Annotated in this window: 18 protein-coding genes; all 18 read left to right on the top strand. The window is 55.3% G+C overall.

What is annotated here, in order from left to right; all coding sequences use genetic code 11:
* The first annotated feature begins 3 nt into the window (after window positions 1-3).
* The 18 genes from tsaE to astA all read left to right on the top strand — a co-directional run bounded on the left by tsaE (window position 4) and on the right by astA (window position 19,674).
* Window positions 4-462 carry a tRNA (adenosine(37)-N6)-threonylcarbamoyltransferase complex ATPase subunit type 1 TsaE gene (tsaE, locus tag JYB85_RS15375; RefSeq protein WP_207379994.1) on the top strand — a complete coding sequence of 153 codons (459 nt, stop codon included), beginning with the start codon at window positions 4-6 and terminating at the stop codon, window positions 460-462.
* On the top strand, window positions 462-1,781 hold the full coding sequence (locus tag JYB85_RS15370; protein ID WP_207379993.1) for an N-acetylmuramoyl-L-alanine amidase: 1,320 nt from the start codon (window positions 462-464) through the stop codon (window positions 1,779-1,781). Before tsaE ends, JYB85_RS15370 begins: the two co-directional genes overlap by 1 nt.
* A gap of 14 nt (window positions 1,782-1,795) precedes the next feature.
* Complete coding sequence (gene mutL / locus JYB85_RS15365; RefSeq protein WP_207379992.1) at window positions 1,796-3,649, top strand: DNA mismatch repair endonuclease MutL; 1,854 nt, start codon at window positions 1,796-1,798, stop codon at window positions 3,647-3,649.
* A complete protein-coding gene (gene miaA, locus JYB85_RS15360) occupies window positions 3,642-4,565 on the top strand; it encodes a tRNA (adenosine(37)-N6)-dimethylallyltransferase MiaA (protein ID WP_207379991.1) in 924 nt (307 codons plus the stop codon). Before mutL ends, miaA begins: the two co-directional genes overlap by 8 nt.
* 87 nt (window positions 4,566-4,652) lie before the next feature.
* The gene (gene hfq / locus JYB85_RS15355; RefSeq protein ID WP_207320820.1) at window positions 4,653-4,928 is read left to right on the top strand and encodes an RNA chaperone Hfq; all 276 of its coding nucleotides are present in this window, start codon (window positions 4,653-4,655) and stop codon (window positions 4,926-4,928) included.
* Between the two features lie 20 nt (window positions 4,929-4,948).
* Window positions 4,949-6,256: a ribosome rescue GTPase HflX gene (hflX, locus tag JYB85_RS15350; protein ID WP_207379990.1), complete on the top strand. Its 1,308-nt coding sequence runs from the start codon at window positions 4,949-4,951 to the stop codon at window positions 6,254-6,256.
* Window positions 6,257-6,292: 36 nt separating this feature from the next.
* Window positions 6,293-7,438 (top strand): FtsH protease activity modulator HflK, encoded by a 1,146-nt coding sequence (gene hflK, locus JYB85_RS15345; protein ID WP_207379989.1) that lies wholly within the window; start codon window positions 6,293-6,295, stop codon window positions 7,436-7,438.
* 2 nt (window positions 7,439-7,440) lie between these two features.
* A complete protein-coding gene (gene hflC, locus JYB85_RS15340; protein ID WP_207379988.1) occupies window positions 7,441-8,367 on the top strand; it encodes a protease modulator HflC in 927 nt (308 codons plus the stop codon).
* 313 nt (window positions 8,368-8,680) lie between these two features.
* The gene (petA, locus tag JYB85_RS15335; protein ID WP_207379987.1) at window positions 8,681-9,271 is read left to right on the top strand and encodes a ubiquinol-cytochrome c reductase iron-sulfur subunit; all 591 of its coding nucleotides are present in this window, start codon (window positions 8,681-8,683) and stop codon (window positions 9,269-9,271) included.
* The gene (locus JYB85_RS15330) at window positions 9,271-10,485 is read left to right on the top strand and encodes a cytochrome b (RefSeq protein ID WP_207379986.1); all 1,215 of its coding nucleotides are present in this window, start codon (window positions 9,271-9,273) and stop codon (window positions 10,483-10,485) included. Before petA ends, JYB85_RS15330 begins: the two co-directional genes overlap by 1 nt.
* On the top strand, window positions 10,485-11,180 hold the full coding sequence (locus JYB85_RS15325; protein WP_207379985.1) for a cytochrome c1: 696 nt from the start codon (window positions 10,485-10,487) through the stop codon (window positions 11,178-11,180). The genes JYB85_RS15330 and JYB85_RS15325 overlap by 1 nt, the downstream gene beginning before the upstream one ends.
* 95 nt (window positions 11,181-11,275) lie before the next feature.
* Complete coding sequence (gene sspA / locus JYB85_RS15320) at window positions 11,276-11,905, top strand: stringent starvation protein SspA (protein WP_207320813.1); 630 nt, start codon at window positions 11,276-11,278, stop codon at window positions 11,903-11,905.
* Window positions 11,905-12,348 carry a ClpXP protease specificity-enhancing factor gene (locus tag JYB85_RS15315; RefSeq protein ID WP_207379984.1) on the top strand — a complete coding sequence of 148 codons (444 nt, stop codon included), beginning with the start codon at window positions 11,905-11,907 and terminating at the stop codon, window positions 12,346-12,348. Before sspA ends, JYB85_RS15315 begins: the two co-directional genes overlap by 1 nt.
* A gap of 150 nt (window positions 12,349-12,498) precedes the next feature.
* Entirely contained in the window at window positions 12,499-13,068 is a 570-nt protein-coding gene (locus JYB85_RS15310; protein ID WP_207382100.1) for an anthranilate synthase component II, read from the top strand.
* A gap of 123 nt (window positions 13,069-13,191) precedes the next feature.
* Entirely contained in the window at window positions 13,192-15,672 is a 2,481-nt protein-coding gene (locus tag JYB85_RS15305) for a S9 family peptidase (protein WP_207379983.1), read from the top strand.
* A 144-nt stretch (window positions 15,673-15,816) separates the two neighbouring features.
* On the top strand, window positions 15,817-16,959 hold the full coding sequence (locus JYB85_RS15300) for an HDOD domain-containing protein (RefSeq protein ID WP_207379982.1): 1,143 nt from the start codon (window positions 15,817-15,819) through the stop codon (window positions 16,957-16,959).
* A 353-nt stretch (window positions 16,960-17,312) separates the two neighbouring features.
* Window positions 17,313-18,530: an aspartate aminotransferase family protein gene (locus JYB85_RS15295; RefSeq protein ID WP_207379981.1), complete on the top strand. Its 1,218-nt coding sequence runs from the start codon at window positions 17,313-17,315 to the stop codon at window positions 18,528-18,530.
* A gap of 124 nt (window positions 18,531-18,654) precedes the next feature.
* Window positions 18,655-19,674: an arginine N-succinyltransferase gene (astA, locus tag JYB85_RS15290; protein WP_207379980.1), complete on the top strand. Its 1,020-nt coding sequence runs from the start codon at window positions 18,655-18,657 to the stop codon at window positions 19,672-19,674.
* The last annotated feature ends 7 nt before the right edge of the window (window positions 19,675-19,681 follow it).

Below are 19,681 nucleotides of genomic sequence, written 5' to 3'. Positions count from 1 at the left end.
TAAATGACAGAAACACGCATTTATTTAGCTTCCGAAGAAGACACCATAGCGCTGGGTCGCCGTCTGGCTGCGGCCCTCAAGCCGCCACTTGTGCTGTACCTGAGTGGTGAACTCGGTGCCGGCAAGACCACCTTCAGCCGTGGGCTGATCCAGTCTCTTGGCCACCAGGGCGCGGTCAAAAGCCCTACTTATACCCTGGTGGAACCCTATGAACTGCCGGATGTCGAAGTATATCATTTTGATCTCTATCGCCTGGCAGATCCCGAAGAACTCGAATTTATGGGAATTCGAGATTACTTCACGCCCAATAGTCTGTGCATAGTGGAGTGGCCCGAACGCGGTCAGGGACTGCTACCGGCTGCGGATATACAGCTACAGCTGAAATATGCTAATAGTGGACGGGAACTGATTTTGACGTCGGCGACTGCCGCCGGCGATGCCTTGATAAACAGCCTTAAGTAATGAATAAAAATATTAAAAATATCTTTAAGTTACTTTCTTCCTTCCTGATTGTGCTAGCGGCTGCGCCGGCACTGGCGGCCAATAAGCTTGAGGGCGTCAGAATTTGGGCCGCACCCGAATCGACCCGGGTGGTGTTCGATCTCAGCGCGGCGCCCGAATACAGCTCCTTCAGTTTGAATCAACCGGAGCGTCTGGTGGTGGATCTCAAGTCCACCAGTACCAAGCTGGACCTGAATAAGCTTGCCAACAACAGTAAGCTGGTTAAAAAGGTCAGGATCAGCAAGCCTGAAACCAAGGGCACCCTCAGGTTGGTAATTGACCTGCAAAAGTCGGTCAAGGCGAATTTGTTCGCCCTGGCGCCCACGGCACCCTACGGCAACCGCTTGGTGGTGGACCTGGAAGACAGCAGTGTTCAGGCCAAAACCATAGCGGCGCCCAACAGCAGTCTGCGCGACATTATCGTAGCGGTGGATGCCGGTCACGGTGGTGACGACCCCGGCTCCATTGGTCCATCGGGTATGTACGAGAAGAAAGTAGTGCTGCCCATCGCCAAACGGGTGGCCGAGAAGATCAATGCCACACCCGGGATGAAGGCGGTGATGACCCGCAGCGGTGATTACTTCGTTAACCTCAACAAGCGCTCCGAGCTGGCGCGCAAGAGCAAGGCGGATCTGCTGGTATCCATTCATGCCGACGCCTTTACCTCACCGCAGCCCAAAGGGGCCTCGGTTTGGGTATTGTCCATGCGCCGGGCCAATACCGAAATCGGTCGCTGGTTGGAACAAAAGGAAAAACATTCGGAGCTGCTCGGTGGCGCCGGTGAAATTATCCAGAACACGGATAACGAGCAGTATCTGGCGATGACATTGCTGGACATGTCCATGGACAGATCCATGGCCATCAGCCACTCGGTCGCCTCCGACGTGCTCAAGGATCTGGACCGGGTGACGGAACTGCATAAACCCCGGCCGGAGTCCGCCAGCCTGGCGGTACTCAAGGCACCCGATATCCCCTCCATTTTGGTGGAAACTGGTTTTATCTCCAACCCCAAGGAAGAGCGACTGCTGACCAGCGCCGGCCACCAGGAAAAATTGGCTAACGCCATTTATACCGGTGTTGTGCGCTACTTTGAAGCCAATGCCCCGGTCGACACCCTGATGGCCAAAAAGGCAGTTATCAAGCATAAGGTCAAAAAGGGGGAGTCCCTGTCGGTGATCGCCTCGCGCTACAATGTGTCGGTCAGCAGTCTTAAGCAGGCCAACAACCTCAGCACTGATACAGTGCGCATTGGCCAGCAACTGCTGATCCCCGGCGCCTGAGTTAAGGATTTTTGATGGCAATTCAGATTTTGCCACCTCAGCTTGCCAACCAGATTGCAGCAGGTGAGGTGGTTGAAAGGCCGGCTTCCGTGGTCAAAGAGCTGGTGGAAAACAGCCTGGATGCCGGCGCCAGCCGTATCGATATCGAAATTGAAAAGGGCGGCAGCAAGCTTATCCGTATTCGCGATAATGGCAGCGGCATTCCCAAAGACGAATTGGCGCTGGCCCTGGCCCGCCATGCCACCTCCAAGGTGCATAGCCTGGAAGATTTGGAAGCCATTCTGAGTTTTGGGTTTCGCGGTGAAGCCCTGGCCAGTATCAGCTCGGTATCGCGATTGACACTCACCTCGCGCACCGCCGAGCAGTCCGAAGCCTGGCAGGCCTATGCCGAAGGCTCTGAGATGGCGGTCAAGGTGATCCCCGCCGCCCATCCCCGGGGCAGCAGCATAGATGTGGTGGATCTGTTCTTCAATACGCCGGCAAGGCGTCGTTTTCTCAAGAGTGACAAGACCGAATTTACCCACATAGATGAATGGCTTAAGCGTATTGCCCTGGTGCGTGCCGATATCCATTTCACCCTGAGTCACAATGGCAAGTTGGTGCGCCAGTATCGTCCAGCCAATAGCGATAACCAGTATCTGCAACGCTTGGCTCAGGTCAGTGGTAAACCTTTTGCCGATCAGGCCATAAAGGTTGATTGTCTACACGATGGTTTGCATTTGACCGGGTATTTACAGCATCCACATTCGCAGCAGGCCGTGGACTGCCATTATTTTTATGTCAATGGCCGCTTGGTCAGAGATAGGCTGGTGAATCATGCGGTGCGCCAGGCCTTTGCACCCCATGGCGAAGCGGAGCAACCCGGTTATGTGCTGATGTTGAGTTTGGATCCCCACCAGGTGGACGTAAACGTGCATCCGGCAAAACATGAAGTGCGGTTCCACCAAGCCAGATATGTGCATGATTTTATTCTGCAGGTACTGCAATCGGCCCTGGCACAGCTGCAGGAGCTGCCGCTGGGGCACACGCCAGTGCCTCAGACCCGCGACTTTGCACCGGTACCAAGCCCAAGGGAACCCTGGTCCGAGAGTGATACGCCGGCACCACACAGGGAGCCGGCAGCTTATGGCTTTGGTGCGTACAAGGGTGGCGATTATACCGGCCACGGAACCTCAGGCAGTGGCAGTACGGGGCAGGGGCGTCAATATGTGCGCGAACAACTGAGTCCGCCGCCAAGAAGCGCGGTCGCAAGCTATGCCGAACTCTTGCATACGCCCGGGCAACCGAGTGCCGCAGAACCCGTGGTCACCCATGGTATGCCACCGTTATTGGCAGGCCAATTTTGGGTGCTTACAGAAGGCGACAATCTCGAATTGCTATCCCTTGCCGATTGCGCCAAGGCACTGCTGAAGCAAGAGATTGGTCAGCGCTTGCCAACCGGCTTAACCTCACAGCCGCTGCTGATGCCGGTGGCCGTCAATGCCGAAGCTGATTGGGCCCAGGTATTGACCGAACGGGACACCCTGCTGCGGCAACTGGGGCTGGAACTAACAATTCGTGCCGGGCAGTTGATAATCAAAAAAGTGCCCCCATATCTCAGGGACAGCCAGCTGGTTAGGGCTATCCCCGAACTGCTGGAGTGGTTGAAATCCGAAGTGCCGGCCCAGGAAGCCCTGGTTGCCTGGTTGAGTCGCGAAGCTACACCGGCCTTTAGTGCGGCGCCCGAATTGTGGCACAGGCTCAAGGCCTTGCCTGAAGCATTACAAGCGCCGATTTTTGCCGGCAGCAAGCGCTTGCCGTGGCGCTCTTGGGTGGAAGACTCAGGGCTGGAAGAAAATAGGTTGAAAGAGCAGAAAACGAATGACTGAAGCCAAACCCAGAGTCCTGTTTTTGATGGGGCCAACCGCCTCAGGCAAGACCGCACTGGCAATGGAATTGGCCGAACATCACAATTGCAGCCTGATTTCCGTCGATTCTGCACTGATTTACCGTGATATGGATATAGGCACGGCCAAGCCCAGCGCCGACGAACTGGCCCGGGCACCCCATGCGCTGGTGGATATTCTCGACCCCTGTGAAAGTTACTCGGCTGCCGATTTCCGCCGTGACGCAGTGCAGGCGATAGAAGCCGCACTGGCCCAGGGCAAGACCCCGCTGCTGGTGGGGGGCACCATGATGTACTTCAAGACGCTGCTTGAAGGCTTGTCACCGCTGCCCAGCGCCGATGAAGGCATCAGGGCACAGATAGCGGCAGAAGCTGAACAACGGGGCTGGCAGGCGCTGCATGAGGAATTGGAGCGCATAGATCCTGTATCTGCCGCCAGAATACATCCCAACGATCCGCAGCGTTTGGCGCGGGCGCTGGAAGTGTTCAGGATCAGTGGTAAAACCCTGACCGAACTGACAGAGACCAAGGCCGAGGCTTTGCCCTATGACATGGTGCAGTTTGCCATTGCCCCGAAAGAGCGGGCGACGCTGCACAAACTGATTGGTATTCGCTTTCAGCAAATGTTGGCGCAGGGATTGATTGCCGAAGTGCAACGATTGAAAGACAGGGGCGATCTGCACCTGGAACTTCCCTCGATGCGTTGTGTGGGGTACCGCCAGGTTTGGCAGTATCTCGATGGCGAATTTGACCATGATACTATGGTCGAAAAAGCTGTTGCTGCTACTAGGCAATTAGCCAAGCGTCAATTAACATGGTTGCGCGGATGGCCGGAATTGCAATGGCTGATAAGCGGCGAAGAAGGGAATTTATTGAAACTTGTGCAACAATGCCGCTAGTGGGCTAGCCTTTGCTGTATAATACTCAATCTAAACAAAAAACCATCTTGCTGCAGTTTTTGAATTTACATAAAAAAGGAAATAAAAATGGCTAAGGGGCAATCTTTACAAGACCCGTTTTTGAACGCACTGCGCCGTGAGCGCGTTCCGGTTTCTATTTATTTGGTTAACGGTATCAAACTCCAGGGACAGGTTGAGTCATTTGACCAATTCGTGATTTTGCTGAAAAACACCGTCAGCCAGATGGTGTACAAGCACGCCATCTCCACCGTTGTGCCTGCCCGCCCATTCAATGTTGGCAGTCATCAGAGCGGTGGCAGCAACTACAATGCCCAACAGGATGACAATGGCAGTGCCGAATAAGGTCATAAGGGGTTTGCTTCTTGTTTGATCGTTATGAGGCGGGAGAAACAGCGGTTCTTGTCCATATCGACTTTTCCGACGAAAACAGCCGGGAAGATCTTGTCGAACTGCAGCTATTGGTGGAATCGGCAGGCGCCCGCGCCGTCGGAGTGATAACCGGAAGCCGCCGCGCGCCGGATCGTAAATTTTTTGTAGGATCCGGCAAGGCCGAAGAATTGGCGGCCCTGGTCGCGGCCACCGACGCCAATGTGGTGATTTTCAACCACGCCCTGAGCCCGGCTCAGGAGCGTAACCTGGAACAGCTGTGTCAGTGCCGGGTGTTGGATAGAACCACTCTCATCCTGGATATTTTTGCCCAGCGAGCCCGAACCCACGAAGGTAAGTTGCAGGTGGAGCTAGCGCAATTGCGCCACATGTCAACTCGCCTGGTCCGGGGCTGGACCCACCTTGAACGCCAGAAAGGCGGGATAGGTTTGCGTGGTCCGGGGGAAACCCAGCTGGAGACCGACCGCCGTTTGCTGCGTGATCGGATAAAGCACATTAACAAGCGCCTGGAAAAGGTCGACAAGCAGCGGGAACAAAGTCGCCGGGCCCGGCAGCGGAGCGATATGCCCACCGTATCCCTGGTGGGTTACACCAACGCAGGCAAGTCGACCCTGTTCAATGCCCTCACATCTTCAGAGGTGTATGCGGCCGATCAACTGTTTGCCACTCTGGATCCGACCCTGAGAAAATTGGAACTGGACGATGGCGCCGTGATCCTGGCCGATACCGTGGGTTTTATTCGCCACTTGCCCCACGATTTGGTGGCGGCATTCAAGGCCACGCTGCAGGAAACCCGTCAGGCCGACTTGTTGCTGCACGTGATAGACTGTGCCGATGAAAAGATGCATGACAACGTGGCTCAGGTGCAGGCTGTACTGGAAGAAATTGATGCACACGAGATCCCTCAGCTGCTCGTGTACAACAAAATCGATCTATTGGAAGCTGTTGAGCCCAAAATAGATTATGACGAGGATGGCAAACCCTACCGGGTTTGGCTGTCCGCCAGAGCGTCCCAGGGATTGGAATTGCTCGGTAAAGCCATTACCCACCTGGTGGGCGAGGCCATTGCCGAACTGACGCTGAGGATCCCGGCCAAGGCCGGACATTATCTTGGCCAGTTTTACCGACTGGACGCGATACAGCAGAAAGAGTATGACGATCTGGGGAACTGTATCTTGTCTGTGCGACTTGCCGATGCCGATTGGCGTCGGCTGGCGAAACAGAGTCAAGGTGAGTTGGAAACCTTTATTGTCGATACAGCGACGGATAGGGTAGTTTGTTAACAATCTCGTTTATATCATCCGATTATGGAGCATTAAATGGCTTGGAACGAGCCCGGGAACAAGGGTAACGACCCTTGGGGAAACAGAGGTGGCAACGATAAAGGGCCACCGGATCTGGACGAAGTCTTTCGCAATCTCGCAAAGCGTTTTGGTGGTAAAGGCAATGGCAATGGCGGTGGCGTCGGCCTTGGCGGTCTCAGCCTGGTGCTGGGTCTGGGCTTGGCTGTTTGGGGCCTGTCCGGTTTTTACACCATCAAGGAAGCCGAGCGCGGGGTGGCACTGCGATTCGGTCAACACATTGGCGAAGTCGGCCCCGGCCTGCACTGGAAGGCGACCTTTATCGATGAGGTCAGGCCCGTGGATGTGGCCAGCCGCCGTTCGATTCCCGCCTCCGGCAGCATGCTGACCGCAGACGAAAACGTGGTGCAGGTGGAACTGGATGTGCAGTACCAGGTCACCAATGCCTATCAATATCTTTTCAGTGCCGTGGATGCCAACTCCAGTCTGCGTGAAGCCACAGACAGTGCGTTGCGCTACGTGGTCGGCCATGCCCGCATGGATGACATTCTCACCACGGGCCGTGACAAGATCCGCACCGATACCTGGGCTGAACTTGAGCGCATCATTGAACCCTACAACCTTGGTTTGACCGTGATCGATGTGAACTTCCTGCCTGCCAGACCGCCGGAAGAGGTTAAAGATGCCTTCGACGACGCGATTGCGGCCCAGGAAGATGAGCAACGCTTCATCCGTGAGGCCGAGGCCTACAAGCGGGAAGTGGAACCCAAGACCCGTGGTCAGGAACAAAGGATCCGCGAGGATGCCCGCGCCTACAAGGAGCAGGTGATCCAGGAAGCAGAAGGTGCCGTGGCGCGTTTCGAAAAGCTGTTGCCCGAATATCAGGCAGCACCCGAGGTGACCCGTCAACGTCTGTACATCGAGACCATGGAACGGATATTGGGCGACACCAACAAGGTGTTGGTTGATACCAAGAATAACGGCAATCTGATGTACCTGCCGTTGGACAAGATGATCCAATCGCAGGAAGCCGTGGGCAGCGATGTGATGCAGACCAGTGAGCCGCAAGTGAACTCCGTACCCAATCCTGTGGGACGGGTCAGCAGCACACCCATGAGTGGTCGCCCCACCCGGGAAGAACGCAGTCGCCAGGGGAGGCAATAATCATGAGTAAGTTTGTATTGGTAGTGATTGCCGCCATCCTGGGCGTGAGTGCATCGGCCCTGATGGTGGTCAGTGAAGGTGAACGGGCGATAGTGTCCCGCTTCGGTGAAGTGGTAAAAGACAATATCGACGGTAAGCCGGTCACCCGGGTCTATGGACCAGGCCTGCATCTCAAGGTGCCGGTTATCGACAAGATCCGTTACCTGGATGCCCGTATCCAGACCCTCGACGGCGCGGCCGACCGCTTTGTGACCTCGGAGAAGAAAGACCTGATGGTTGACTCCTACGTCAAGTGGCGCATCAAGGATTTTGAAAAGTATTACCTGTCCACCAATGGTGGTATCAAGTCCTTTGCCGAGTCGCTGTTGCAACGCAAGATAAACAGTGATTTGCGCACCGAATTTGGTCAGCGCACCATTAAGGAGATTGTTTCCGGAGTGCGCAGTGGTCAAGGTGCCGAGCAAGAGGGCAGCAGCCGTGATGAACTGCAGCGCCGGGCCCTGAGCAATGCCGCCAAGAGCGCAGAAGATTTGGGTATTGAAGTGGTGGACGTGCGGGTGAAGCAAATCAACCTGCCAACCAACGTCAGTTCCAGCATCTTCCAGCGCATGCGCGCTGAGCGTCAGGCGGTAGCCAAGGAACACAGGGCAAAAGGTCGCGAAGAGGCCGAGAAAATCCGTGCAACCACGGACGCCAACCGGGTGGTGAAGCTGTCTACAGCCAAGCGTAACGGCGAAGTGATCCGCGGTGAAGGTGACGCCATAGCAGCCAAGATCTATGCCGACGCTTACAACAAGGATCCGGAATTTTTCGCCTTTGTCCGTAGCCTGGATGCTTACCGCGCCAGTTTCGATGGCAATTCCAATGTCATGGTACTGGAGCCGGACAGCGAGTTCTTCCGCTATATGAAACACGCCAAGGCCAAATAAGCCTGGGTTAGATGAAAAACCGGTCGCTTGACCGGTTTTTTTATGGCTGCCATTGACTTAAAAGTGACCAAGCGCGATTGGCCGCCGATAACAAGTGGCCAATTAAATTAATTCAAAATTAATTACGTTTTTTGCACTCAAGCTCAAAAAATCGCAATTCAGGTCTCGCTGCCAACGTCTTTTAACTATGATCTGGCTCTGGTTTTTCGCTATAATGAGCCCCGCCTAAAACTTTGATCTTGGTATCTGGGATTTATCTCATGCTAAGGTCTTGATAAAACAAAAATTCCAACACCCTCTGGGAGATATGTGGATGAGCAATGCGCCAGTCGATACCGGACGTCGCAGATTCCTGACAGCCGCAACCGCCGTCGTTGGTGGTGCAGGTGCCGTCGCGGCCGCGGTTCCTTTTATTAAGTCATGGAATCCGAGTGCCAAAGCGAAAGCTGCAGGTGCGCCGGTAGAAGTAAATATCAGTAAGCTGGAACCAGGCCAGTTGATTCGTGTTGAGTGGCGCGGAAAGCCCGTATGGGTGGTCCGCCGCACCGAAGCGGTCCTGAAAGAGCTGCCGGCTCTGGATGAACAACTGCGTGATCCTGCCTCTGAAGAAGAGCAACAACCAGAGTACGCCAAGAACGGTGTGCGCTCCATCAAGCCAGAGTACTTCATTGCCGTAGGTATCTGTACTCACTTGGGATGTTCCCCCACCTATCTGCCGGATTCGTTCGGTGAGCAGGTTGAAGGTGTGACTTCAGGCTTTTTCTGTCCATGCCATGGTTCCAAGTTCGATATGGCCGGCCGCGTGTTCCAGGGCGTTCCAGCTCCATTGAACCTGGTGATTCCACCACACCAATACCTGGATGACGCCAACGTCATCATAGGTGTCGACGGAGGGAATGCATAATGTTCAAGAGCATGATCGATTGGATCGACGCCCGTATCCCGATGACGGCCACCTATAACCGTCACGTGGGACAGTATGCGACACCCACCAACTTCAACTTCTGGTACTTCTTCGGCTCTCTGGCCCTGCTGGTACTGGTTAACCAGCTGCTGACAGGTATCTGGTTGACCATGAACTATGTGCCAACCGCCGAAGGTGCTTTCGCCTCCGTTGAATACATCATGCGTGATGTGGATTACGGTTGGCTGCTGCGTTACATGCACTCCACCGGGGCATCAGCCTTCTTCGTGGTGGTGTATCTGCATATGTTCCGTGGTCTGATCTATGGTTCTTACCAGAAGCCCCGCGAACTGCTGTGGCTGTTCGGTATGCTGATCTTCCTGGTATTGATGGCCGAAGCCTTCATGGGTTACCTGCTGCCTTGGGGACAAATGTCATACTGGGGCGCCCAGGTGATTATCTCCCTGTTCGGTGCAATCCCTGTTATCGGTGACGACCTGACCCTGTGGATCCGTGGTGACTACGTGATCTCCGGTGCGACCCTGAACCGTTTCTTTGCCTTGCACGTGATTGCCCTGCCGCTGGTGTTGGTGGTACTGGTGTTCCTGCACCTGATCGCCCTGCACGAAGTGGGTTCAAACAACCCTGATGGCATCGAGATCAAGAAGAACAAAGACGAAAACGGTTGGCCGCTGGACGGTATCCCATTCCATCCTTACTACACAGTGAAGGATATCATGGGTGTGGCCGGTTTCCTGATCGTGTTCTGCTATGTGCTGTTCTTCATGCCTGAGGGCGGTGGTTACTTCCTCGAGAAGCCAAACTTCGAGGCTGCCAACCCAATGAAGACCCCTGAGCACATTGCGCCTGTATGGTACTTCACTCCTTTCTACGCCATCCTGCGCGCCGTTCCCAACAAATTGGGCGGTGTAGTGATGATGGGACTGTCCATTGCCGTGCTGTTCATTCTGCCTTGGCTGGACCGTTGTAAGGTGAAGTCTGTGCGTTATCGCAGCATGCTGCATCGTCTGAACATTGGTCAGTTTGCGGTTTCATTTGTGGTTCTGGGTTACCTGGGTGCAGTACCTGCAACCCCGACCCTGACCATAGTGGCCCGTATTTTCACTATCACCTATTTTGGTTTCTTCCTGGCGCTGTGGCTCTACAGCAAGAATGAAAAGACCAAGCCAGTTCCAACGAGGGTGACACACTAATGAAAAAATTACTGATTGCATTGGTTGCCATGGTGCCGGTTCTGGCGTTTGCTTCCGGCGGCAATGTGCACCTCGAAAAGGCCAATATTGATCTGCACGACACCGAGTCGTTGCAACGTGGTCTGAACCTGTTCCAGCAATATTGCTCAGGCTGTCACAGCACCCAGTACCAGCGCTATGAACGTGTGGCGACCGATCTGGGCGTGTCTTTGGACGATATGCGTGCCAACAACATCTTCACCGGTGCCAAGATCGGTGAGCTGATGGAAAACGCGATCCCAGCCAAAGATGCAGCCAAGTGGTTTGGTGCTACTCCTCCGGATCTGACTCTGGTGGCCCGTGTGCGCGGTGAGGATTGGGTTTACTCCTACCTCAAGGGTTTCTATAAGGACCCAAGCCGTCCCTTCGGCGTGAACAACACTGTGTTCCCGTCCGTGGGTATGCCACACGTGCTGCAGGAGCTGCAAGGTACACCTGTTAAAAATGAACACGGTGAAACCGTTGCCAATGGTGGCAAGCTGAATGCTGAAGAGTATGACCAAGTTGCCAAAGACATCACCGGTTTCCTGGTGTATTCAGCCGAACCCGTCAAACTGGAGCGTGAAGCGCTCGGTTGGTGGGTGATGGGCTTCCTGTTTATCTTCTTCATCATTGCTTACCTGCTGAAGAAAGAATATTGGAAGGATGTACACTAAGTACCAATAGCGGGTAAAATACTTTATCTGCATAGTGTCAACGGGGGGCTTTGCCCCTCGTTGTTTTTATTTTGTTTCGACTCTGGAGGGTATCAATGGCTCTTGCTGCCAATAAACGCTCTATCATGACCCTGTTCTCAGGCGCCGATGATCTGTATAGCCACCAAGTGCGCATAGTGTTGGCTGAAAAAGGGGTAACCGTTGATGTATTGCAGGTCGATCCCAATGACATGCCTGAAGATCTGCTGGAACTGAACCCTTACAATTCAGTGCCTACCCTGGTGGATCGTGAGCTGGTGCTGTACGAATCCCGCATCATCATGGAATACTTGGACGAGCGTTTCCCGCATCCGCCGCTGATGCCCGTGTATCCTGTTTCCCGTGGCCAAAGCCGCCTGATGATGCACCGCATCGACACCGACTGGTATACCCTGGTTGAGCGCATCAAAAAGGGCGATCGTGCCGATGCGGCCCGCAAGGAGCTGCGCGAAGGTCTGATCTCCATTTCCCCTCTGTTTGGTGAAATGCCGTACTTCATGAGTGAAGAATTCGGTCTGGCCGATTGCTACCTGGGCCCCTTGCTGTGGCGTCTGCCTGCCCTGGGCATTCAGCTCGACACCGGCATTGCCAAAGACATCAAGGCCTACATGGCGCGTATTTTCGAGCGTGACTCCTTCAAGGCGTCACTCACCGAGGCCGAGCGCGAAATGCGCATGGGACTGTGATGAAGCCTTTGTCACCCAGCCGTCCCTATCTGTTGCGGGCCTATTATGACTGGTTGATGGACAACCAGCTCACGCCCCATGTGGTGGTGGATGCCTTTTTCAAGGGCACCCAGGTCCCACAGCAATATGTGAAGGATGGCCAGATAGTGCTCAACATTGCCGCAGGTGCCGTGGGCAATCTGCAAATCGGCAATGATGCGGTGGAATTCAACGCCCGTTTTGGCGGTGTTCCCCAGCACGTGGTGTTGCCCATGGGCTCCATAGTGGCTATCTACGCCCGTGAAAACGGTGCCGGCACAGTGTTTGATGCCGAAGATGCCTATCTGCTCGATGAAGACGAAGCCGCCCTGCTGGACGTGGTTGACAGCCAAAAGCCCGATCCCGACAGCGAGCCGCCCAAGCCCGAGAGCAAGCGTCGTGGCCATCTGACCCTGGTCAAATAGCCCAAAGGCAAGTGCGTACAGAAAAGCCGGCAGTCGCCGGCTTTTTTATTGGCTGACATCGGGGTGATACTTAAACACGACTGTGTTAGCATCTGCGCCCTGCACCCGGATGCAGAAGCCAAACGAGTGAGACAGGGGACAGCCGCAGCCATGTTGCTGATGATAGACAATTACGATTCCTTTACCTTTAACCTGGTGCAGTATTTTCAGCAGCTGGGGCAGGAGATCATTGTCAAACGCAACGACGAGCTGACAATTGGCGATATCGAAGCCCTCGCGCCAACTCACCTGGTGATATCCCCCGGCCCCTGCAGTCCTAACGAAGCCGGTATTTCCCTTGCCGCCATCAGCCACTTTGCCGACAAGCTGCCCATCCTCGGGGTATGTCTTGGTCATCAGGCAATGGCCCAGGCATTTGGTGCCAAAGTGGTGCGCGCCAAGCGGGTGATGCATGGCAAGACCAGCGACATCAGCCACTGCGGCGAGCGTCTGTTCCATGGGCTTGCCCAGCCGCTGCGGGTGACCCGTTACCATTCCTTGTTGGTGGAATCCCTGCCAAGTGAATTTATCCTGGATGCCTGGTATGACGACCCGGTACACGGGCGTGAGATCATGGCCATGAGTCACAAACGGCTGCCGCTGTATGGAGTGCAGTTTCATCCCGAATCCATTCTGACGCAGCAGGGACACGAGCTGCTGGCTAATTTCCTCGGCCACTGAGCCAATTCCTGTTACAAGTTTTCCCCGCTTTTTTGGTCTTTGTCTGCCTCCATGCCCGCGCATCTGTGATATAACAGACGGCAAAAATTTGTCCCGCGGGAATAACAATAACAAGGACTCATGATGATTAGCCTCAAAAAACACTTTGCTGTCAGTGCCCTGGCATTAGCGGTACTCAGTGGTTGTGCCGCTACGGCCGATGCGCCCAAGGTGGCTTCCGAAAAGCCCCTGACTGCCAACTTCCTGCCGCCCCTGGCAACCCCTCCCAAGGCTGACCAAGCCCTGACCCTGAACCAGATCATGGCCAACCCCGATTGGATGGGGATCTTCGCCAAGGGTGCCTACTGGAGTGATGATGGCCGCTCTGTGTATTTTGAACGTCAGGCCAGCAATGCCCCGTTGAAAAGCTATTATCAGCAGGCGCTGATCGGTGAGGCCCGTGAACTGGCCCTGGATGAGCTGCATCAGGCGTCGCAAAAGGACGGCGTGCTCGACAACGGCAAACAGAGCAAGGCTTACATCTATCAGGGCAACCTGTTCGTTAAAAATCTGAATGACGGCAGCATACGCCAGCTGACCAAGACCAATACCGCCGTCGACGGGGTGCGCTTCCTTAATAATGGCGATCTGGCCTACTGGCAGGGGGATGCCATCTTCCGCATCCACGGCGACACAGGTCTGACCGAGCAACTCGCCGATATCAAGATGAGCAAGGCCCCCCAGGGCGTGCAGGAGCCATCCAGCTATATCGCCAAGCAACAACACCGACTGATCAATTACGTGGCCCTGCAACAGCAAAATGCCAAGGACAAGCAGGCCTATCAGGAAAAGCTCCTGGCCGCAGATGCCAGCATGAGTGCCAAAAGTTGGTTTCTGGGTGACAGCGAAGTGGTATCCGAACTGAGTCTGTCTCCCGATGGCCGCTATGTCCTCCTGTCTCTCTCCGACAAGGATTACAGCTGGCGCAAGGATCACGACATCATGCCCAACTATCTGGGCAAGGATGGGTATGTCGATCCGGTGCCCGTGCGTGCAAGGGTTGCCGAAGATAAGGCCCCCGGCGAGCGTCTGGTGGTGCTGGATCTCAAGACTCACCAACAGATCAACGTCACCATTGAAGGCCTGACCGGCTTCGATGAGGACGTGCTGGCCAAGGTTAAGGCGGAAAATGCCAAAGTCAGGGGGGAAACCTACAAGAGTGAAAAGGCACCGCGTAAGGTGCAGCTGATGCAGGACTGGGGCTGGAGCCAGAGCGCCATCCAGTGGCACCCCACCGAAAACCGGGTACTGGTGATGCTCGAGGCCCTGGACAACAAGGATCGCTGGATTGCCGAAGTTAAACTGGAGCAGGGCAAGTTGGTCACGGAGCACAGGCTGCACGATGATGCCTGGGTCAACTATGACTACAACCAGTTTGGCTGGCTGCCCGATGGCAGTATCTATTATCTGTCAGAAGAAAGCGGCTTCTCACACCTGTATCTCAAGTCCCAGGGGGGCAAGGTACAGGCCCTGACCCAAGGGAAGTTTGTGGTCAGCGACATCAGCCTGAGCCCGGACAACAAGTTCATCTACTACCGTGCCAACAAGCGCCACCCCGGCATTTACAATGTGTATCGGGTGGCGCTGGACAGCGGCAAGGATGAACAGCTGACCCAGTGGGATGGCAATCTGGAGTATGTCTTGAGTCCGGATGGCGACAAGTTGCTGCTGACCGCATCGCGCCGCACCGAGCCCAATGAGCTCTTTGTGCAGACCATAGGTGGCGAGTTGCAGCAGCTGACCCATTACACCAGCGACGCCTTCAAGTCCTATCCCTGGCAGGCGCCCAATGTGGTGGCTGTACCTTCCACCCATGGTGCCGGCGAGGTCCACGCCAGGGTTTACTTGCCCCAGGGTTATGATGCGAGCAGCGCCCAGACCTATCCCGCCGTGGTATTCAACCATGGTGCCGGTTACCTGCAGAATGCCGACTATGGCTTCTCCGGGTATTTCCGTGAATTCATGTTCCACAACCTGCTGACCCAGCAGGGTTACGTGGTGCTGGATATGGATTACCGTGGCTCCAAGGGCTATGGCCGTGACTGGCGCACCGCCATCTACCGCAATATGGGGCATCCTGAAGTGGAGGATCTCAAGGATGGCGTAAGCTGGCTGGCGGCCAATGCCAAGGTGGATCCCAAGCGTGTCGGTACCTACGGCGGCTCCTATGGTGGCTTCCTGACCTTTATGTCGCTGTTCACCGAACCCGAGTTGTTCCAGGCCGGCGCCGCCCTGCGTCCCGTGACCGATTGGGCCCATTACAACGCACCATACACCTCGAACATACTCAACACGCCCGATGATGATGCCTTGGCTTACGAGCGCAGTTCACCCATTGAGCATGCCCAGGGCCTCAACAAGCCACTGCTGATCATGAGTGGGGTCATGGATGACAACGTGTTCTTTCAGGACAGTGTGCGCTTGGTACAGCGCCTGATTGAACTGGAAAAACCGCAGTTTGAAACGGCCATCTACCCGGTGGAGCCACATGGGTTCCGCCAGCCATCGAGCTGGCTGGATGAGTACCGCCGGATCTTCAAATTGTTTGAAGCCGAGCTCAAATAATGACAGGCCCCGCAATAGCGGGGCTTTTTATTTGCAACACGCTAAAATTGCTGAGACTTTTTGCGTACAATGTGCGTTAGGGCTGCCCGGTTCACCGGCGGCAGTCCCTTGGAATTCAATTTGGTAACTGGAGTTGGTGTCAGGGTGGCAATATCAGTAGCGGGCGGTATCAGACCGGGACAAGTGATCGCCATAGAGCGCAGGCTGTATCAGCAGCTGATCGTCGGTAAGCTCAAGAACCAGCCGGTGCTGGATGAGGTCGATGTTGAGCTGGAAGCGGCAGCCCATAAGCTGGAAATCGAGCGGGCGGCGGTATTCGAGCGCCTGCAAAAACAATTGCAGGCCCGTGAGGTATTCGACGCCGTTTCGGCCCAGCTAATCGATACGGTTGCCCGTGACATTGAACTGAATCTGGCGGAGCCCAAACGCCTTTTGCCCAAGATTGGCCTCAGCGAAAACCAGCTGTCGCTGCTGGAAATGCTGCATCTGGCCAATCCCGAGTTTAATCGCATGCGCTTGTTGATTTCCGATCTGCACTTTCTGGTGCGGGATCTCACCAATATGGTCAACAGCCCTGCATTTCGTCTGCGCCACCCCCAGCGGGCCGATGTGCGGGTGGTGGATATCAAGTTGGTGATGAACTTTATCGGCCTGGAAAACCTGCGTACCCTTATTCCTTACTATTGTCTGCGCAACTGGCTGCCCAGCGGCCATACCAGTTTGCTGTGGACCAACCGCAAACTGTGGCGCTATTGCATCATGACCGCCCGTGCCGCCCAGGCGCTGGGCAAGCTGCACGAGCGCAATGAGGCGCTGCTGTATGGCACTTCCATGATGAGTCAGCTGGGAACCTGTGCCGTGCTCGGCTGTTGCGCCGCCGCCTTTGAAAAACTCTGGGGCACCTGGTTGCGGGAGGCGAGTGCCAGCCGCGACAAGGAGGTATACGACGCCGTTATGGCCACCGAATTGCCGCCGGATCTGCTACTCAATCAGGTGCTTGAGTATGCAGGCCACTTCAACTGGATGCTGCCGGAGCTGTGTAAGTTCTCCGACAGCCCCATGGTCAATCTGCTGCGGGAATTGGATCAACAACCCAGTTTTGCCGAGTTGTCATTGGATGCCAAGCTGTTGGCCAAGGCCAGTTGTTTTATCCGGGTGATGTTGTTGGAAGAAGCCAGAATGCTGGACCCCCAGGAACGACGTCTGATGTATGACTATTATGAGCTGACCGAACAGGAAGTGCTGCGTCTCAAGGCCCAGAATTACCGCAAGATAGACCTGTTCTGAGTAACAGTCCCGGTACCGCTGAACGGCATCGGTTGCAAGCCCTGGAGTTTGGTTAATTATGCGTTATTGCTGCATAGGTTAGATAAAACAGCATAAATAAGATTTTTTATGACTATTTATGTCGAATTTCCCCGGTGTTAACGCTTGGTTAATGCAAATCTCCAAATCTTTATGCACTGTGAACGCTGGCTTGCAGAATGATGATTGTGAAAAACTGGTATTTTGATCACAATTTAGCTAATAATGACTCTCCAGCAACACAAGCCTCTGCTGAGTCACTAACTCTAGATAAAGACAGGCAGCGATAACCGGCGATCTCAGCGGGGTCGCTTTCACACAAAGGATGATAAGGAATGAGTGACAAGATGAATCTGACACGTGCCCAATTTGATGAAGTTATGGTGCCTAACTATGCACCAGCGGCGGTAATTCCGGTCCGTGGTGAAGGCAGCCGTGTCTGGGATCAGCAAGGCAACGAGTATATCGATTTTGCCGGCGGTATCGCGGTTAACTGTCTCGGTCATTGCCATCCTGCCCTGGTGGAAGCACTCAAGACCCAGGGTGAGAAACTCTGGCACCTGTCCAACGTGATGACCAACGAGCCCGCGCTGGAGCTGGCCACCCGTCTGGTTAACGCGACCTTTGCCGAGCGAGTGTATTTTGCCAACTCAGGCGCCGAGGCCAACGAAGCTGCCCTCAAGCTGGCCCGTCGTTATGCGCTGGACAACTATGGCGAAGACAAGACCGAGATCATCGCCTTTGACAAGGCTTTCCACGGTCGTACCTTCTTCACCGTCAGCGTGGGTGGCCAGGCTGCCTACTCAGATGGCTTCGGTCCCAAGCCCCAGGCCATCACCCACCTGCCATACAATGACGTGGCTGCCCTCGAAGCCGCCGTGTCCGACAAAACCTGCGCCATCATGCTTGAGCCGCTGCAGGGCGAGGGCGGTATCATCAATGCCACCCCGGAATTCCTCAAAGCCGTCCGTACCCTGGCCGACAAGCACAATGCCCTGGTGATCTTCGATGAAGTTCAGACCGGCGTGGGCCGTACCGGTGAACTGTACGCCTACATGGGCACTGACGTAGTACCCGATATCCTGACCACGGCCAAGGCCCTGGGTGGTGGTTTCCCCATCGCCGCCATGCTGACCACGGCCAAGATCGCTGCCCACCTCAAGGTCGGTACCCATGGTTCCACCTACGGTGGTAACCCGCTGGCCTGTGCCATCGGCAATGCTGTGATGAAAGTGGTTAACACTCCCGAGGTGCTCGATGGCGTCAAGCGTCGTGAGCAGCTGCTGCGCGATGGCCTGAACCGCATCAATGACAAGTACCACGTGTTCTCCGAAGTGCGTGGTGCCGGTCTGCTGCTGGGTGCCGTGCTGAACGAAAAGTACCAGGGCCGCAGCCGTGACTTCCTCAATGCGTCGGTAGCCGAAGGCTTGTTCAGCCTGATGGCCGGCGCCAACGTGGTGCGTTTTGCCCCTTCTCTGGTGATCCCTGAGGCCGACATCGCCGAAGGTCTGGAGCGCTTCGAGCGCGCCGTGGCCAAGGTGGCCGCCGCCTGAATCCTTGGGCAGGGCTTGGTCCCTGCCGATTCTGGAACAAAAAGCTGAGCCCCCTGCACACCGCCGGGTACCCCTTGGGGTAGCCGGTCCGGGTTGCGGTGGGTGCAAGTGAGGAGAAACAGAGATGTTAATCATACGTCCTATCCGATCCAGCGATTTTGACGCGCTTTACCAGATCGCCGTGGAATCCGGCCATGGATTTACCTCTTTGCCGGTCAACAACGAGTTGCTGCAAAAGAAAATTGCCCGCTCCGAAGCATCCTTTGTCAAGACGGTGGAACGCCCCTTCGATGAAGGCTATCTGATGGTGCTGGAAGACACAGATACCGGCGATGTAGTCGGCACCTGTGCCCTGGAAGCCGCCGTCGGCATGGAAGATGCCTTCTACCATTACCGTTTGGGTACCGAGGTCTATCACTCGGAGCAGATCCATGTGCGCAACGAGGTGGAAACCCTGACCCTGTGCCATGACTACACCGGCGCCGCCGAACTGTGCACCCTGTTCCTGCGTGCATCCTACCGCCGTGACAATAATGGTCGCATGTTATCCCGCAGCCGTTTCCTGTTCCTGGCCCAGCATGCCGCCCGCTTCGGTGAAACCGTGATTGCCGAAATGCGCGGTGTCAGCGATGAGAGCGGCCATTCGCCCTTCTATGGTTGGCTGCAGAAGCACTTCCTCGGCATTGATTTTGTCGAGGCCGATTACCTGTCCGGTCTGGGGCAGAAGGCCTTTATGGCCGAGATGATGCCCAGAAACCCCGTCTATGTCTGTCTGTTGCCGGAAGAGGCCCAAAAGGTCATAGGCGAGGTGCACACCAACACCCGTCCAGCCATCAGTCTGTTGCAGGCCGAAGGTTTCCGTTGTCGCGGTTACGTGGACATTTTCGATGGTGGCCCCACAGTGGAATGCAACCTGGCCGATATCCGCTCCGTGCGTGAGAGCCGCTTGCTGACCGTGACCATAGGCGAGATGCCCGCTTCAGACAGCTGTTATATTTTGTCCAATACCAAGTTGGCCGATTACCGGGCCAGCAGCGCCGATCTGCTGGTAAACGATAACGACGACAAGGTGATCCTGAGCCCCGAGCTTGCCGCTGGCCTGTTGGTCAGTGAAGGTGAGCAGGTGCGTGTACTGGCAATGTAGGAATCGA

The sequence above is a fragment of the Shewanella sedimentimangrovi genome, assembly GCF_017354965.1.
GTDB lineage: Bacteria > Pseudomonadota > Gammaproteobacteria > Enterobacterales > Shewanellaceae > Shewanella > Shewanella cyperi.
The sequence above is the reverse complement of the archived record's forward strand: the minus strand, read 5'-3'. Positions and strand labels throughout refer to the sequence as shown.

What these genes read in the sequence shown, in the direction of transcription:
- tsaE (WP_207379994.1), top strand. Translation starts at nt 4, where the DNA reads ATGACAGAAACACGCATTTATTTAGCTTCCGAAGAAGACACCATAGCG.
- JYB85_RS15370 (WP_207379993.1), top strand. Translation starts at nt 462, where the DNA reads ATGAATAAAAATATTAAAAATATCTTTAAGTTACTTTCTTCCTTCCTG.
- mutL (WP_207379992.1), top strand. Translation starts at nt 1,796, where the DNA reads ATGGCAATTCAGATTTTGCCACCTCAGCTTGCCAACCAGATTGCAGCA.
- miaA (WP_207379991.1), top strand. Translation starts at nt 3,642, where the DNA reads ATGACTGAAGCCAAACCCAGAGTCCTGTTTTTGATGGGGCCAACCGCC.
- hfq (WP_207320820.1), top strand. Translation starts at nt 4,653, where the DNA reads ATGGCTAAGGGGCAATCTTTACAAGACCCGTTTTTGAACGCACTGCGC.
- hflK (WP_207379989.1), top strand. Translation starts at nt 6,293, where the DNA reads ATGGCTTGGAACGAGCCCGGGAACAAGGGTAACGACCCTTGGGGAAAC.
- hflC (WP_207379988.1), top strand. Translation starts at nt 7,441, where the DNA reads ATGAGTAAGTTTGTATTGGTAGTGATTGCCGCCATCCTGGGCGTGAGT.
- petA (WP_207379987.1), top strand. Translation starts at nt 8,681, where the DNA reads ATGAGCAATGCGCCAGTCGATACCGGACGTCGCAGATTCCTGACAGCC.
- JYB85_RS15330 (WP_207379986.1), top strand. Translation starts at nt 9,271, where the DNA reads ATGTTCAAGAGCATGATCGATTGGATCGACGCCCGTATCCCGATGACG.
- JYB85_RS15325 (WP_207379985.1), top strand. Translation starts at nt 10,485, where the DNA reads ATGAAAAAATTACTGATTGCATTGGTTGCCATGGTGCCGGTTCTGGCG.
- sspA (WP_207320813.1), top strand. Translation starts at nt 11,276, where the DNA reads ATGGCTCTTGCTGCCAATAAACGCTCTATCATGACCCTGTTCTCAGGC.
- JYB85_RS15315 (WP_207379984.1), top strand. Translation starts at nt 11,905, where the DNA reads ATGAAGCCTTTGTCACCCAGCCGTCCCTATCTGTTGCGGGCCTATTAT.
- JYB85_RS15310 (WP_207382100.1), top strand. Translation starts at nt 12,499, where the DNA reads ATGTTGCTGATGATAGACAATTACGATTCCTTTACCTTTAACCTGGTG.
- JYB85_RS15305 (WP_207379983.1), top strand. Translation starts at nt 13,192, where the DNA reads ATGATTAGCCTCAAAAAACACTTTGCTGTCAGTGCCCTGGCATTAGCG.
- JYB85_RS15295 (WP_207379981.1), top strand. Translation starts at nt 17,313, where the DNA reads ATGAGTGACAAGATGAATCTGACACGTGCCCAATTTGATGAAGTTATG.
- astA (WP_207379980.1), top strand. Translation starts at nt 18,655, where the DNA reads ATGTTAATCATACGTCCTATCCGATCCAGCGATTTTGACGCGCTTTAC.